We start from the raw sequence: 15793 nt of genomic DNA, 5'->3' as shown, positions 1-15793 counted from the left end.
AGGCACCGGACAGGCTCACGCCGGCCAGACGCGCGCTCCCTCGACCTTGTTGAAGAAGCAGCACCAGTCGCCGGTGTTGACATTGGGCAGGGCGCGAAGACCGAAGAACATGCCATCGGCAGGCGCCACCAGTTCCGCCACCTCGTCGCCGAAGATGTTGACGATCTTGGCGATCGATTGCCCCTTCTTCATAGGCTTCAGGAAATCAACGCCGGGCGTCGGCACGAAGATGCCGGAGGCCGGCGCCAACAGCGCCTCCTGCTGGCCCTTGGTAGCGTCCTTCGGATAGGTCGGCGTGCCCGGATACATCTTGTAGTGCCGGAGGATATTGATGATCGAATTGGCCAGTTCCCGCGCTACATAGGCGAAGCGCTCCGGCGAGGTGGCCGAGCGGCCGCCAAGCTCCACGGTGATGCCGGTCTTGCCGATCTCCTTCATCTGCGCCATCGGCGAACCCTTGGGCAGGAAGTTGGACATGATGCAGCCCCAGCCTTCGCCCATGGCCATGGCCAGTTCCACCGAGGCCGGCGTCTCGTCGACGAAGATCGCCTTGTCGAGGAAGGAATGCGCGCCACCCGAATGGATGGAAATCTCGAAATCGGCCACCTTGCTCATCCATTCCGAATGCGCCCAGGCGACCCGCTCCGACAGGTAGCCGTTGGGCCGGCCCGGATAGATGCGGTTCATGTCGAAGGAGAAGGTATCGAGCGGGTTGCCGCGATTGGCGTTTTCAAACGCCATCACATTCATCACGGGGACCATGACGAGCGTGCCGGCGAGCTGCTGCGGATCGACCTCCTTCAGCGCGATGGCGCAGGCAAGCGGACCTTCCGGCTCGTCGCCATGGATCGCCCCGTCAACCCAGAAGACCGGGCCGGGCTTGACGCCATTGACGATGACCAATGGGATTTCAACCTTCGAACCGCCGGCAAGCTCGGTGACGGGGATGACCCCGCGCACCACTTCGCCGGGCTTTGCGGTTGCCGTGCCGACCGTGATTGTCTTTGCCTCCGACATGCTCAGATACCCTTGTACTGGTTGTATTTCTCAAGCTCTTCCGGCGTGTAGACCTGCATGAATTCGATCTCGATGCCGCCGGCATCATTGTCGAGGAAGGCGACATAACCTTCCGGATGCGGATGGGAGCCGAAGACGCCGCAGGCCTTGCAGATCCTCAGTTCCGCACCCTGTTCCTTGGCATGGTCCAGCGCCTGGTCGATGTTTTCGACCTCGTAGCAGATGTGGTGCAGGCCCTCGGCGCCGCGCTCCTTGATCCAGGCGTCGAAGCGCCCACCTTCTTCCAGCGACTGGCAGAGCTGGTATTCGATGCCGCCGAGATTGAAGAGCGCCACGCGGTTCTTCGACTTGGGATAGTCGATCAGCGCCGTGTCGGCGGGAACGTCCAGAAACTTGGCGTAGTTTTCCAGCGCGGCCTTGGCGTCGCGCACGGCAAAGGCCATGTGCTTGATCGACTTGACGTTGGGATTGTCTGACTTGACGGACATGAACACTCTCCTCAGGCGGCCGGCGCTGCGCGCTCGGACCGGATGGCATTGACGACGGTTTGGATGCGGGACATGGCCTCGCGGATGCGATCCACCGGCTGGGTCAGCGACATCCGCACGAAATCGTCGGTGTAGTCGCCATAGATGCGGCCGGGATAGATCATCACACGTCCCTCGGCGAGCAGCCGCTCGCAGAAGGTGCTGGCCGGGATGCCCACGACGGAAAAATTGGCATAGACGTAGAAGGCGCCCTGCGGCTCGGCATAGGGAATGCCGATGCGGTCGAGCCCTTCGCACAGCGCCTTGCGCCGCTCGTCATAGATCAGCCGCATCTCCTCCACGCAGTCCTGCGGGCCGGTCATCGCGGCCAGTGCCGCATGCTGGCTCACGGAGGCAGTGGAGATGGCAAAGGCATGGTTGATCTCCGCCATGGCCGTGATCAGCGCCTTGGGTCCGGCGAAATAGCCGACGCGCCAGCCGGTCATGGCATAGGCCTTGGAGAAGCCCGAGAGCGTGATGGTGCGGTCGCGCATGCCGGGCAGGGCAGCCACCGGCTGGATGCGCTGGTTGCCATAGACAAGGCGCGCGTAGATCTCATCGGAAATGACGATCAGGTCGTGCTTGATGGCAAGCTTGGCGATGCGCTCCACCTCGTCGGGCGGGGTCACCGTGCCTGTCGGATTGTTGGGGTTGATCAGCACCAGCACCTTGCTGCGCGGCGTGATATGCGGCTCGATCATCGCGGCCGTCAGGGTGAAATTGGTGTCCATGCTCATGCGCACCGGCACCACCTCTGCCGAACAGAGTTCGGCCGCCTGGCTATAGGGATTGTAGCCGGGGCAAGGCACGATGATCTCGTCGCCGGGATTGAGCAAAGCCAGCGCGATGATGAACATCGCCTGTTGCCCGCCCGGCGTCACCACCACTTCGTCGATGGCATAATCGGCGCCGCCATAGGCCTTGATATTCTCGGCAATGGCCTTGCGCAGGGCCGGCAAGCCCAGCGGATGGCCGTAATGGGTCTCGCCGCGGCCAAGCGCCTCCTGCCCTGCCTTGACGATATGGGCAGGCGTATCGAGATCCGGGTCGCCGCGGCCGAGACGGATCACATCCGTCAGCTTTTCGGCAATATCGGCCATGCGGGTGATGACATGCTCTTCCCGGAGCTTGACGCGATCGGCGAGGCGGCTCGCAAGTTCGTTCGGTTCCATGTTCGCTCCCTCCTAAAGCCCGTAGAGTTCGGTATATTTGGCGGTGAGATGGGCGATGTAGGGTTCGGGATCGAGCGCGCGGCCCGTCGCCTTGACCAGCAGCGTATCGCGGGAATACCGGCGGCCATGCCGATGCACATGCTCGACCATGAAGGCCCGCAGCGGCTCGTAATTGCCTGACGACAGACCCTGCGCAATCACAGGATCGCGGCTTGCCGTCTCGAACAGCTGACCGGCCATGACATTGCCGATAGTATAGTTGCAGAAGGTGCCGATCTGGCCCGAGGACCAGTGCACGTCCTGCAATACGCCCAGCGTGTCATTCGGCACGTCGACGCCGAGATATTCCTTGATCTTGGCGTTCCAGGCCTCGGGCAGGTCCTTGACCTTCAACGAACCGTCGATTAGCGCCGCCTCGATATCCGTGCGCAGCATCACGTGGAAATCATAGGTCAGTTCATCCGCCTCGACGCGGATCAGGCCGGGACGGCAGCGGTTGATGGCGCGGTAGAATTCCTCCGCCGTCACGTCGCCCAACTGCTCGGGATAAAACGCCTGGGCGGCGGGGAAGTGGATGTTCCAGAAGGCCCTGGCGCGGCCGACATGGTTTTCCCAGAGGCGTGACTGGCTTTCATGGGCGCCGAAGCTGACCCCACCCACCGCATAAAGGCCGACGAGATCCGTCGCCAGCGGGGTGCGGGTATAGGCATCGTCCACACCCTGCTCATAGAGGCCGTGGCCCGCCTCATGCAGCGCGCCGAACAGGCTGGCAGGCATGTAATTCGGATTGAAGCGCGTGGTAATCCGCACGTCATTGCGGGTGAACGAAACTTCGAACGGGTGGACCGTGGTGTCGAGGCGCCCGCGATTGAGGTCGTAGCCGACGGTCTCGGCCATCTTCAGGGCGAACTGGTGCTGCTTGTCCACGGGATAATGCCGCTCGAGGAAATCGAAACGCGGCTGTGGCTTTTCGCCGATGGCCCGCACAAGCGGCAGCAAACCATCCCGAAGGCGCTGGAACAGCGGCTTCAGTGTCGCCACGGTCTCGCCAGGTTCGAAGCGAAACATCAGCGCGTCATAGGGATGCTCGGAATAGCCGATGACCTCGGCCATTTCGCGGTTCAACGCCACCGTCTGCTCCAGGATCGGGGCGAAAGCGGCAAAATCGTTCTCCGCCCGGGCCTTGGCCCAGACCACCTGGCCGATCGAGCCGAGCTCGGTGCGCCGCTGCAACAGGCTTGCGGGAATGGCGAGGTGATAGTCGATCGCCTCCCGGGCCTGGGTGATCATCACCTGCTCCACGGCATCGTCGGGCTTGCCCGCCATCTCCTTGGCAGCGCTGTCGAGTTTGCGACGCGTGTCGTCCGATACAAGGACGTCGCGGGCCATCACCGCGAGCGTCGAAACCTGCTTGCCGCGCGTCACCGCCCCGCCTGGAGGCATCATTGTCCTGGCGTCCCACTTCAGGATCGACTCTGCGTTCAGCAGGTCGTTCACCTTACCCATCGCTTCCAGGAAATCAGAATAACTCATTGATCTTACGAAGCTATCGCTCCGCACCCCTCTGGTTTTTTCAATTCTCTAACCGTTGCCAACTGGGCGCTTGACGTCTAAAAAACTATATGCATTCTGTTTATTTGTATACAGTCGACAATCGGTGGACAAATACTGATCCGGAATTTCACCACCTGTCAAGCGACTGAACGGGAACTTTTTAAGAGCCGAAAAACGGCCTCAGGGGAACGCTAAGTGTTTGATCTGAAGACCAACGAGGACAGCCTCGTGGAGATGGCGGTGTGCGGCTATGTCAGCCAGCCATCGCTGCGCCCCGGCGGCTATGTCCACCATCCCGATGGCCGCGGCGTGATGCTGCCCGGCATGTATGGCGTGACCTACAATGCCCGCGTCGGCGACCGCGCCTTCGGTTGGGCGGGCGATCACGTGGAGCCGGGCGTCTCGATCGCCCATCCCGATGAGAAATCCGATTTTGCCCTGCATTACCTCACCTGCATCGGCAACGAGGCGATGGTGACCTCCGGCCTCGCCAAGGGCGCAAGGGGCATCGTCACGGGCGAACATGCCCGGCTGCTGGTCGATTTTCCCGACGAGGTGAACGAAAAGCTCAATATCGGTGACCAGATCCAGATCATGGCCAAGGGGCGCGGCATCGCGCTGTCGGATTTCCCTGAGATCGAGTTCAAGAAGACCAGCCCGCGACTGCTGTCTTCCCTGCGGTTGCGGCGCCTGGACAATGGCAGCCTGCACCTGCCGGTCGCCATGGAATTGCCGATCGAGATCATGGGCTCCGGCGCCGAGCTGAATTCGGAATATGTCGACCAGGACCTGATGAGCGGCGACCGACAGCTGATGGCGCAGCTTGGGATCGACAAGATGCGGCTGGGCGACCTCATCGCCATCCGCCATGCCGACCACCATTTCGGCCGCTCCTATCGGGAGGGCGCCGTTTCCATCGCGCTCTGCATCCACGGGGATTCCGTCATGACCGGCCATGGCCCCGGCATCCTGACGCTGATGACCTGCGCCACGGGCGGCATCACCTTCGACATTGATCCCACCGCCAATATCGCCAACTACTTTTCGCTCGGAGCCAGCGCATGACCATCGATATCAATGAAACCGATCTCGTGTCGGTCTCGGTCGGTGGGATCATTGCCCATCCGACCTTTCCGGGCCTGCCCGCCGAGCCCTACCGGCTGGCCGCCGATGGCAAGCCCTTCCTTCTGCCGACCTTCGGCGGCATCGTCTACAACGTCTCGGTGGGCGACCGGGCTTTCGGCTGGGCGGCGGATTGCATCCATCCCGGCATTTCCATCAAGGGCGCCGACGACCTGAAGAACCGCGGCCTCAACGTGTTTGCCTGCCTCGGCAACACCGCCGTGGTCATGACCGGCCAGGCACAGGGCGCCAAAGGCGTGGTGACAGGCAAATCGGGACGGTTCTCCGAACAGGTGATCGTGCATTTTCCGGTCGAAACCCGCCGCAAGATGGCGGTGGGCGACCAGATCATCATTCGCGCGCTCGGCACCGGCATGGAAATCCGCGGCTATCACGCCGTCTCCTGCAAGGGCCTGTCACCAGCCTTGCTCAAGGCCTTGCCGAAGCGGGTGGAGGGCGGCGTGCTGAAGATCGGCGTGGTGGCAACGGTTCCCGCCCATCTCGTCGGCGCGGGTGCGGGCCTGACAAGCGAGGGCGGCAGCCTGCATATCCAGACCACGGATCGCGCGGAGGTCGAGAAAGCAGGCCTCTCCAATCTCCGGCTCGGCGATGTCGTGGCGATCGAAAACACCGACAGCCGCTACAATCACGGCTACCTGCGCGGCGCGCTCGGCATCGGCGTCGTCGGCCAGACCGATGGCCCGCGCGCCGGCTATGGTCCGGGCCTCACCGTCATCATGACCGCGCCGAAGGGCGAGCTGGGTTCCTTCTCTGCGGCCGACGCCAATATCGCCACCCTCCTCTCGCTGGAGCCGTGACCATGGCGATCTCGATGACCAGCGTCGACAAGGCCAGCCTGTCGCGCTTCATGACCGAAAGTTTTGAGGTTCTGGGCCTCACGCCTGAGGATGCGGGCATCTTCGCCGACGCGCTGATCTTTTCCGAGCTGCGCTTCCATCCGGGCCATGGCCAGGGGGTGCGGCGGCTCAGGCGTTATCACGAGCGGATCGCTCAAAAGCTGGTCGATCCCCGCGCCCGCTTCGAGATCGTCAAGGAAAGTCCCGCACTTGCGCTGGTCGATGCCCATAACGGCATCGGCACGGTCGCTGCCGCACGCGCCATGACGCTCGCCATCGCCAAGGCCAAGACCTGCGGCATCGGCCAGGTGATCGTGCGCAATTCCACCCATTACGGTTCGTCCGCCGTGCATGCCTGCCAGGCAGAGGCGGCCGGCTGCATCGGCATGGCCTATACCAATGCCGGGCCGGAAATGGCGCCCTGGGGTGCCCGCGAAGGCGCCGTCGGCACCAATCCCTGGGGCATTGCCGCGCCGACAGGCCTTGGCTTTCCCGTCGTCATGGACTTTGCCCTGACCACCGCCGGCAAGGGCATGATGCTGTGGCGCTCGCGCGAGGGCAAGAAGATGCCGCTCGACTGGGCGCTGACGCCCGAAGGTGAGATTACCGACGATCCTGATGCTGCCATGCAGGGCGCACTGCTCGCCATCGGCGAATATAAGGGCTACGGACTCGCCTTCATGACCGATGTGCTGACCGGCGTTATCGGCGGTGGCGGCTTTGGCCTCACCCCCTATGCCGACCAGGGCAAGCTCGATGTCTCCCATGCGCTGACCGCCATCGACATCGAGTGGTTCATGCCGCTCGATACCTTCAAGACCCGCATGGATGCCTTTGCCGAGATGGTGAAGAGCCGCAAGACCCGACCGGGCTTTTCGGAAGTGCTGCTGCCCGGCGAGCAAGAGGCGCGGCGCGTGGCGCGCAAATCGACAAACGGCGTGCCGCTGGATGACGAGGTACTGGCCGACCTGACGGCGCTCGGTCGTGAACTCGGCGTGTCCGCCAAGATCGACGTCATCGGCCCATACCGGGAGGATGTGCTGTGACGTCTGCGCTCGCACCGCTCGGCCCGGACTTTCATCGGCAGACGGTTGCCGCCGTTCAACAGACGCTGTCCGAGCGGCGGCTGGAGGGCGCGCTCTTCCTGATGCCGGCCAATGTGCAATATCTCTGCGGCTGGCGGTTTTCGGTCAACGAGCGCCCCATCGGCCTGCTGGTAAGGCAGAAAGGCGAACCGCTGCTGCTCGTGCCGGATCTCGAGCGGGAAAACGCCATGGCCGTGCCGGGCGTCGAGGTCGAATGCTACGAGGAATTTCCCGGAGAAACCCCGCCCGTGCTGTGGATGGCAGAGCGTGCAGGGGTCCGTTCGCTGGCGATCGACCAGCTCGATGCCGTGCTGCTTGCACCGCTCCAGGCCATGATGAATGAGGTGCGGCTGCAGGATCTGGCGGCGCCGCTGCGTTTCATCAAGACGCCGGCCGAGCTGGCACTGGTGCGGGAGGCGGCCCGCTTTGCCGACCTCTGTCTCACACGTCTTCTATCCCAAGCCGGGACGATCATTGCATCAGGCGGCACGGAACTTGACCTGCTCGATGACTGCACCGGCTTTGCCCGCGCCGCCCTTGTCTCAAAACATGGCGAAACCTTTGCCGGGACGAAACTCGGCATCACCGCCTCGGTACATTCGGGACCACGTGCCGCCCTGCCCCATGGCGCCACCAGCAGGCGTCGCCCGCAGCACGGCGAGACGCTGATCGCCGGCATCGGCGCCAGCTTGGGGGGCTACCATGCCGAGAGCGGCATCACGCTCGTCATTGGAGACATGAGCCCCGAGCAACACCGGATCATGCAGGCCATGCAGGCCTGCAACGACGCGGCCATTGCCAACCTCACCCCTGGTGCCGAATGCGCGGAGGTCAATCGCGCGGCACTGGACGCGCTCCGGCAGGCGGGACTGTCCGACACGATCCGCCACCGCATCGGTCATGGCATGGGTCTCGAAGGGCATGAAGCGCCCTGGCTTGCGCCCGGCGACCGGACGGCGGTCGCAACCGGCATGGTGTTTTCCAACGAGCCCGGCGTCTACCGGCCAGGCCGCGACGGCTACCGCACCATCAACACCATGATCGTGACCGAGACCGGCGTCGAGATCCCGAGCCGCTTCCAGGCCGACCACCCCATCGAAACACGCGTGATCACGCTTTCCTGACATCAAGAGGTTTTCTCCATGCCCGAACCAGCAGCCTGGCGCTATACCAAGATCATCAAGCCGATGTTCGATATCCCCGCCCCTCACCGGGTGCTGTTGGGGCGCATCATCACGTCGGTTGGCGATGAGATCATCGAGGACGGTTATGTCGAGGTGAAGGATGGCCGCATCGCCGCCGTCGGTCCCCGTTCCGCGCTCGCCGCCATGCCCGAGGGGGCCGAGGTGGTCGACACCGGCGGCAAGACGATCATGCCCGGCATGATCAATTCCCACGCCCATCTCTCCTGGGACGGCATCCATGAGCTGTCGTTCCAGTCCATGTATGACAGCCCGGAGATCCGCGCCTACAAGGCCGCCGGCAACATGCTGCGCAGCCTGCAATCCGGCATCACGCTGGTGCGCGATCTCGGCGTGCACAATGCCAATCTCTTCACCAAGCAGGCCGTGGAGCAGGGCATTTTCCCCGGCCCACGCCTCAAGGTCTCGGGCGAAGCCATCATCCAGACCGGTGGCCATACATATTGGGTCTGCCGCGAGGCGAGCGGCGCCGACGAGATGCGCCGGGCCGTACGCGACCAGGTCAAAGGCGGCGCCGACCTCATCAAGATCATGGCCTGCCATGACACGCTGGAATTCACCGATGCGGAACTGGAGGCGCTGATCGACGAGGCGCACCGCAACCGCCTGCCGGTCACAGCCCATGCCACCTATGACGCCTGCATCCGCCGGGTGGCCGAGTTCGGCGTCGATTGTATCGAACATGGCGGCTCGATGAGCGACGAGACGATCCAGATCCTTCTCGACAAGAAGCTGCCTGTCGTCACCACCTTCTCGGCGCTGGTCATGCAATCGAAGCCCGAAATTGCCCGCCGCTTCGGCATTCCCGAATGGAAGATCCTGGAGCGGCAGAAGGCTGTGGCAGACAAGTCCCGCTTCGGCGGGCTGGTGCGCGCCTCCAAGGCCGGTGTGCCGATCGTGTTCGGCACCGATGCCGGCAGCCCTGCCGTGGAACACAGCTCGATTGCCCCGGAACTCGATTTCATGGTCGAGGTCGGCGTTTGCCCCGACCGGCTGGACGCGCTACGCGCGATTACCATCCGCGGCGCGCGCGTCTCCAAGATGGACCACCTGATCGGCACCGTCGAAGCCGGCAAAGAGGCCGACCTGATCGTCGTGGATGGCAAGCCCGACCACGATCTGTTCGCGCTGGAAAAGATCGCCATGACCTTCATCGCCGGAAAACGGATGCACTGAGCATGAGTTTCGTCACAGACTGCCTGACCGACCGCATCACCGAGGAAGACGGTTCCTTCCGCAGCAAGATGCTGGCGATTGCCGCCGACATTCCCGATGTCATCGCCATGGGCCGGGGCGACCCGGATTTCCATACGCCGCCCCATATCACTGAGGCCGCCATCCGCGCCATCAACGACAACCAGCACCATTATACCGGGCCAACCGGCATTCCGGCGCTACGCCAGGCAATCGCGGCGGATCTGAACCAGCATTACGGCCTGGACTATGGCGCTGCCGATATCGTCGTCACGGCCGGCGTTCAGGAATCCATCACGCTGATCATGCTGACGCTGATCGGTGCCGGCGACGAGGTGCTGATCACCTCACCGCGCTTCACCACCTATGACACCGCCGTGCGGCTCGCGGGCGGCGTGCCGGTCCCGGTGCCGACCTTCGAGCACAATGATTTTGCGCTTGACGTCGCCGAGATCGAGAAGCGCATCACCCCGCGCACGAAGATGTTCGTGCTGGTTTCGCCCAACAACCCCACGGGTGCCGTGACACCGCCTGATGTGATCCGCCAGATCGCCGATCTTGCGGTCCGGCATAACCTCCTCATCGTCTCGGACGAGATCTATGCCCGCATCATCTATGACGGGCACGAGCATCTGGCGATTGCCAGCCTGCCCGGCATGAAGGACCGCACCATCACGCTGAACGGCTTTTCCAAGACCTATGCCATGACCGGCTGGCGGGTCGGCTATCTCGCAGCGCCGTCCGATTATGTGGCGAAGATCGTGGAAGTGAGACACACGCTGTCGATCAACACCTGCACGGTCTCCCAATATGCGGCGCTCGCAGCACTCACCGGCCCGCAGGAGCCGATCGAGGCGATGATATCAGAATACGCGGCGCGCCGTGCCTATCTGCTGCCGGCGCTGGACGAAATGGGCCTGACCTATGGCGATCCCGGTGGCGCCTTCTACGTCTATACCAATGTCTCCTCCACCGGCATGCCGACGCCGGAATTCTGCGAGAAGCTGCTGCGCGAAGCGGGCGTCATGCTCTTCCCCGGCACCATGTTCGGTGATGCCAACCCGGACTACATCCGCATCTCCTTCCTACAGCCCCTGCCCCGCATCAAGGAGGCCGTCGCCCGCATGAAATCCTTCATCGCCAAGCATGGAAAGGCCGCGGCATGACCGGAAAACCAGATCCGAAGGACAAGTTCGTCGGCATCCAGATCAGCCCGATCAGCTTCCTGGACGAGGGCGTCGATACCGTCCTCGACACGCTGCAAAACCGCGTCGGCGTCAATGTGCTGATGCTCGGCACCGTCTCGTGGCTCGGACTCAAGACCGGGCGCTCGATCTCCTGGCAGCTGGACGGCTGGCCGGACCACGGGGTGCCGGAACCCTTCGCCATGACCGGCGGCGCCTATTTCGACCCGGACCCTGCCTATTACGGCGGCACCTTCATGAAGGACTACCGCACGCGCGATCCGCAATTCGACGGCAAGGACATCCTGAAGATGGTCCTGCCGGCGGCCCATGCGCGCGGCATGAAGGTCTATATCGAGTTGATGGAGCCGTTCTTCAAATATACCGGCCACGGCTCGGTGAACACGGTCGATATCCCGAACCTCGCCCAGGCGATGGAGATCGACATCTTCGGCCGCATCGGCTCCGATCCCTCCACCAGCCATCCCGGCTATCGCAACTGGATCCTGTCGATGATCGAGGACCAGGTGCGCAACCACGCGATCGACGGGGTGATGTGGTGCAACGAACGTAATTCGCCACTGGACACGTTGATCCAGGGCAATGCGCCCGGCGACTTTTCCACCCATGCGCGGCGCGAGGCGATGGAACGCGGCATCGATGTCGAGGCCTGCCGCAAGGCGCTCATCAACCTCTACGACTTCATGCAGGAGGCCAAGGCCGGCAAGAGCTTTGCCGACGGGGCCTTCATCACCTTCCTGCGCACGCTGCTCGCCAATCCCGAGGCGCTGATCTGGGAGCGCTTTTGGCTGGAGCGCAACAAGGATCTCGACCGTGAGCTTTACGGTCTGGTGAAATGGTGCAAGCCGAGTCTTCCCTTCGGCCTCAACGTCTGGAACCGCAACCATTTCAACATCTTCCGCAAGGCGCAATGGCCCTGGGAAGAACAGACCCTCTATGCCGACTGGGTGAAGCCGATAACCTACCAGCACCAGGCCGGCGAGGTTTTCGCCAAGGAACTCGGCTTCTTCCAGAAGACGATCCTCCGGGATTTTTCGCCCGACGAGGCCACCGCCGTTCTCTACAAGCTTCTCGGCCTGAAGGAGGCGCCGTACTCAAGCGTCATCCAGGCCGGCATGGACCCGGACACCTATGTGTATGGCCAGTGCGCCGATGCGGTGCGCGGGGTGAGCGGCAAGGCCAAGGTCTTCATGGGGATCGGCGTCGACGCCCCCCGCACTCGTGCCGACCAGGCGCAATGCACACCCGACATCGCCTATCGCAGCGTCATGGCCACCTACCGTGCCGGGGGGGATGGCATCGTTCTTGCTCCCAACTATGCCAGCATGAAGCTGACCAATCTTGACGGCGTGGCGAAGGCATTGACGGAACTGGGGCTCAAATGAAAGCAGGTTTCGATACGCTGATCCGCAACGCCACTGTCGTGACGCCGCAATCGGTCGCACCGCTCGACATTGCCATAACAAATGGAAGGATCGCGGCCCTCCTGGCGCCCGGCACGCCGGCGATGGCGCGGGACATCATCGATGCGAGGGGGCTTCACGTCCTCTCGGGCGCCATCGACATCCATTGCCATGTGCGCGCGCCCGCCTTTCCGGAGCGCGGCACGGTGGAAAGCGAAACGCGGGCAGCGGCGGCGGGCGGCATCACCACCCTGTTCGAAATGCCCATTTCCAAGCCATGCTGCAACACGGCTGAGCGGGTGATCCTGCGGCGGGATCACTTCGCCGCCTCGGCGCTGGTGGATTTTGCGCTCTATGCCGCGCCCGCCGATCTATCGCCACATGCCATCGAAGCGAGCGTCAATGCTGGCATCGTCGCCTTCAAGATCTTCACGACAGCTGCCCCGGCGGGCCGGGAAGACGAATTCGCCGGGCTTGCCATTCCCGACGAGGGCCAGCAACTCGCCACGCTGCAGGCGCTGGCAAAGACCGGACTTCCGGTCGTGGTCCATGCCGAGAGCGAACCGCTGCTGCGGTATTTCCAGGCGCGCGGCCGCGGCCTCAATCCGTCGCTCGCCACCACCCACAACGCGCTGCGCCCGCCAGTCTGCGAAGCAGTGGCCGTTGCCAAGCTCCTGACCTTGAACATGGAGGCCGGTGCAAAGCTGCATATCGCCCATGTCACCAGCGCGCTGACCGTGGAGGTGCTGCGGCGCTTCAAGGGCACATCGGATTTCTCGGCAGAGACCTGCCCGCATTATCTCATCCGCACGGTCTCAGACATCCAGGCTGCCGGCGTGTTCGGCAAGATCAATCCGCCGGTGCGCGATCACGCCGACCAGGAGGCGCTGTGGTCAGCGCTTGCCGATGGCACGATCACCCATGTCACCACCGATCACGCCTCCTTCGCCCATGCGGAAAAGCAGGCGCATCTGGGTGATTTTCCCAATGCCCCGCCGGGAGCGCCGGGCCTCGAAATCCTGGTGCCATCCATGCTGGATGCGGTGGCCAAGGGCAGGATCGACCTGAAGCGGATGACCGAATTGCTTTCCGGCAATGCCGCCTGCCGCTTCAACATCCCCGATAAGGGCTCGATCCGCCTTGGCGCCGACGCCGACCTGATGCTGGTCGATCTTTCCGCCCGCACGCAGATAGAGGCTTCAAGACTTTTCACCCATGCCCGCGATGTTGCCCATCTCTATGATGGCGCGGAGTTTCAGGGCCGGATCGACAGAACGATCCTGCGCGGCATGACGGTGTACCGGGCGGGCGAGATCACCGGCGCTGCCGGGCGAGGCCGCTACATCGAGCCCACGCCCGTTTCGCCAGCACGAGCAGTTGCATGAGAGCAGAAAAGGACGGCGAAGCGATGATCGAAACGAACCCGCCCCACGCGCCTCGGCCGGCCGGCGCCACCCCGCTTCTGGAAGTAACCGATTTGCAAACAAGCTTCCTGGGCGGAGAAGGACGCGTGATCCGCGCCGTCGATGGCGTGAGCTTCACCGTCAACAGCGGCGAGACGCTGGCCATCGTCGGAGAGAGCGGCTCGGGAAAATCCGTCACCAGCCTGTCGATCATGCGGCTCTTGCCGAAGAAGACCGGCTTCATCTCCGCCGGCGATGTCAAGCTGCGCGGCAAGAGCCTTCTCGCCCTTTCCGAACGGGAAATGCGCGGCGTCAGGGGCAATGAGATCGGCATGATCTTCCAGGAGCCGATGACCAGTCTCAATCCGGTGCACACGATCGGCCGGCAGATCGCCGAGGTGGTGATCCAGCACCAGAAACTGCGCAAGACCCAGGCCCGCGCCCGCGCCATCGAGATGCTGGAACTGGTCGGCATTCCCGAGCCGCACCGTCGGGCGAACAGCTATCCGCATGAAATGTCCGGCGGCATGCGGCAGCGGGCGATGATCGCCATGGCCCTGTCCTGCGAACCCGCCGTCCTGATTGCCGACGAGCCGACGACTGCGCTCGACGTGACCATCCAGGCGCAGATCCTCGATATCATGCGCAACCTGCAGCAGAAGCTCGGCATGGCGATCGTCTTCATCACCCACGATCTCGGCGTGGTGGCCGAAATGGCTGACCGGGTGGTGGTGATGTATGCTGGCCAGGTGGTCGAGACCGGCAGCGTGCGCGAAATCTTCGCCAAGCCGCTGATGCCCTATACCGCCGGCCTGATGCAGTCGATCCCAAGGCTCGGATCGGCGGAGAAGAAGGAAAGGCTGCAGACCATTCCCGGCTACGTACCGCCGCTGACGCGGCTTCCGAGCGGCTGCCGCTTCCGGACTCGATGCGCCTTTGCCACGGAACAATGCGCCGCGCGGGAGCCGGATCTGGAATGGCTGGAAACGGGGCGCGCGGTGCGGTGCATCCGCTGGCGCGAACTGGAACTGGTGACCAGGAGGGCTTCGTGATGGATGGCTTGGATACGCAACAGCGGCGGGAAGCCCTGCTGATCGTCAAGGACCTGAAGAAGATCTTCCCGCTGCGGGGCGGTATCCTGAACCGCGTCGTCCGCTCGGTGCATGCCGTCAACGATGTCAGCTTCGAGGTCAAGCGCGGCGAAGTGGTCGGCCTGGTCGGCGAATCCGGTTCCGGCAAGAGCACGGTCGGCCGCACCATCCTGCGGCTGCTGGAACCGACTTCCGGGACGATCGATTTCGACGGCGCCAACATCAATATCCTCTCCCGCTATGAGATGCGGCGCTTCCGCAAGCGCATGCAGATCGTGTTCCAGGACCCCTATGCCAGCCTCAACCCGCGCGAAAAGGTGCGCACCATCCTGTCGCATGCGCTGGCCCTGCACCGGATCGGCACCCCGCAGGACCGTGAGGACCGCGTGGTCACGCTGCTGGAACAGGTCGGCCTTTCCGCTGACTATCTCGATCGCTTCCCGCATGAGTTTTCCGGCGGCCAGCGCCAGCGCATCGGCATTGCCCGGGCGCTTGCCGTGGAGCCGGAATTCATCGTCGCCGACGAACCGGTCTCGGCGCTCGACGTGTCGATCCAGGCCCAGGTGATCAACCTTCTCGACGACCTGAAGGACCAGTTCAACCTGACCATGCTGTTCATCGCCCATGACCTGGCGGTGGTCGAGCATATCTGCGACCGGGTTATCGTCATGTATCTCGGTCGCATCATGGAGATCGCCCCGACCCGGTCGCTCTATGCGCGCCCCAACAACCCCTATACCCAGGCGCTACTCTCCGCGGTGCCGAAGCCCGACCCGGATGCACCGAAGAACCGCATCATCCTCAAGGGGGATATTCCAAGCCCCATCAGCCCGCCGAGCGGCTGCGTGTTCCGCACCCGTTGCCCGATGGCGATTGCGGACTGTGCCCAGGTGGTGCCCACCCTCAACGAAATCGAACCCGGACATTTCAGCGCCTGCATCCGCACCGCACCCTGATCAAT

At 63.4% G+C, this 15793-nt stretch carries 14 protein-coding genes; 10 read left to right on the top strand and 4 right to left on the bottom strand.

Annotated elements, in window-relative coordinates:
• Nucleotides 1-15: 15 nt before the first annotated feature.
• The 4 genes from B9A97_RS03625 to B9A97_RS03610 are packed head-to-tail and all read right to left on the bottom strand — an operon-like array spanning nucleotide 16 to nucleotide 4249.
• Nucleotides 16-1017 carry a succinylglutamate desuccinylase/aspartoacylase family protein gene (locus B9A97_RS03625; protein ID WP_084363633.1) on the bottom strand — a complete coding sequence of 334 codons (1002 nt, stop codon included), beginning with the start codon at nucleotides 1015-1017 and terminating at the stop codon, nucleotides 16-18.
• A 2-nt stretch (nucleotides 1018-1019) separates the two neighbouring features.
• Entirely contained in the window at nucleotides 1020-1505 is a 486-nt protein-coding gene (locus B9A97_RS03620; RefSeq protein ID WP_084363632.1) for a VOC family protein, read from the bottom strand.
• Between the two features lie 11 nt (nucleotides 1506-1516).
• On the bottom strand, nucleotides 1517-2716 hold the full coding sequence (locus B9A97_RS03615; RefSeq protein ID WP_084363631.1) for a pyridoxal phosphate-dependent aminotransferase: 1200 nt from the start codon (nucleotides 2714-2716) through the stop codon (nucleotides 1517-1519).
• A gap of 12 nt (nucleotides 2717-2728) precedes the next feature.
• Nucleotides 2729-4249 (bottom strand): carboxypeptidase M32, encoded by a 1521-nt coding sequence (locus tag B9A97_RS03610; RefSeq protein ID WP_084363630.1) that lies wholly within the window; start codon nucleotides 4247-4249, stop codon nucleotides 2729-2731.
• A 216-nt stretch (nucleotides 4250-4465) separates the two neighbouring features.
• Here B9A97_RS03610 and B9A97_RS03605 point away from each other — a divergent pair, with 216 nt between their 5' ends.
• Genes B9A97_RS03605 through B9A97_RS03560 form a run of 10 tightly spaced genes read left to right on the top strand, consistent with a single transcriptional unit; the run spans nucleotide 4466 to nucleotide 15788 of the window.
• Nucleotides 4466-5335 (top strand): DUF4438 domain-containing protein, encoded by an 870-nt coding sequence (locus B9A97_RS03605; protein ID WP_244564119.1) that lies wholly within the window; start codon nucleotides 4466-4468, stop codon nucleotides 5333-5335.
• Nucleotides 5332-6210 (top strand): DUF4438 family protein, encoded by an 879-nt coding sequence (locus tag B9A97_RS03600; protein ID WP_084363629.1) that lies wholly within the window; start codon nucleotides 5332-5334, stop codon nucleotides 6208-6210. Before B9A97_RS03605 ends, B9A97_RS03600 begins: the two co-directional genes overlap by 4 nt.
• A 2-nt stretch (nucleotides 6211-6212) precedes the next feature.
• The gene (locus B9A97_RS03595) at nucleotides 6213-7295 is read left to right on the top strand and encodes an Ldh family oxidoreductase (RefSeq protein ID WP_084363628.1); all 1083 of its coding nucleotides are present in this window, start codon (nucleotides 6213-6215) and stop codon (nucleotides 7293-7295) included.
• A complete protein-coding gene (locus B9A97_RS03590) occupies nucleotides 7292-8458 on the top strand; it encodes a M24 family metallopeptidase (RefSeq protein WP_244564118.1) in 1167 nt (388 codons plus the stop codon). Before B9A97_RS03595 ends, B9A97_RS03590 begins: the two co-directional genes overlap by 4 nt.
• An 18-nt stretch (nucleotides 8459-8476) precedes the next feature.
• On the top strand, nucleotides 8477-9712 hold the full coding sequence (locus B9A97_RS03585; protein ID WP_084363627.1) for an amidohydrolase family protein: 1236 nt from the start codon (nucleotides 8477-8479) through the stop codon (nucleotides 9710-9712).
• A 2-nt stretch (nucleotides 9713-9714) separates the two neighbouring features.
• Nucleotides 9715-10896 (top strand): pyridoxal phosphate-dependent aminotransferase, encoded by a 1182-nt coding sequence (locus B9A97_RS03580; RefSeq protein WP_084363626.1) that lies wholly within the window; start codon nucleotides 9715-9717, stop codon nucleotides 10894-10896.
• On the top strand, nucleotides 10893-12320 hold the full coding sequence (locus tag B9A97_RS03575) for an alpha-amylase family protein (protein ID WP_084363625.1): 1428 nt from the start codon (nucleotides 10893-10895) through the stop codon (nucleotides 12318-12320). Before B9A97_RS03580 ends, B9A97_RS03575 begins: the two co-directional genes overlap by 4 nt.
• Nucleotides 12317-13723: a dihydroorotase gene (locus B9A97_RS03570; protein WP_084363624.1), complete on the top strand. Its 1407-nt coding sequence runs from the start codon at nucleotides 12317-12319 to the stop codon at nucleotides 13721-13723. Before B9A97_RS03575 ends, B9A97_RS03570 begins: the two co-directional genes overlap by 4 nt.
• 23 nt (nucleotides 13724-13746) lie before the next feature.
• The gene (locus tag B9A97_RS03565; RefSeq protein WP_084363820.1) at nucleotides 13747-14793 is read left to right on the top strand and encodes an ABC transporter ATP-binding protein; all 1047 of its coding nucleotides are present in this window, start codon (nucleotides 13747-13749) and stop codon (nucleotides 14791-14793) included.
• The gene (locus B9A97_RS03560) at nucleotides 14793-15788 is read left to right on the top strand and encodes an ABC transporter ATP-binding protein (RefSeq protein WP_084363623.1); all 996 of its coding nucleotides are present in this window, start codon (nucleotides 14793-14795) and stop codon (nucleotides 15786-15788) included. The genes B9A97_RS03565 and B9A97_RS03560 overlap by 1 nt, the downstream gene beginning before the upstream one ends.
• The last annotated feature ends 5 nt before the right edge of the window (nucleotides 15789-15793 follow it).

The organism is Rhizobium sp. RU36D (assembly GCF_900176345.1).
Classification (GTDB): Bacteria; Pseudomonadota; Alphaproteobacteria; order Rhizobiales; family Rhizobiaceae; genus Allorhizobium.
This window is presented reverse-complemented; position numbering and strand designations above follow the sequence as displayed.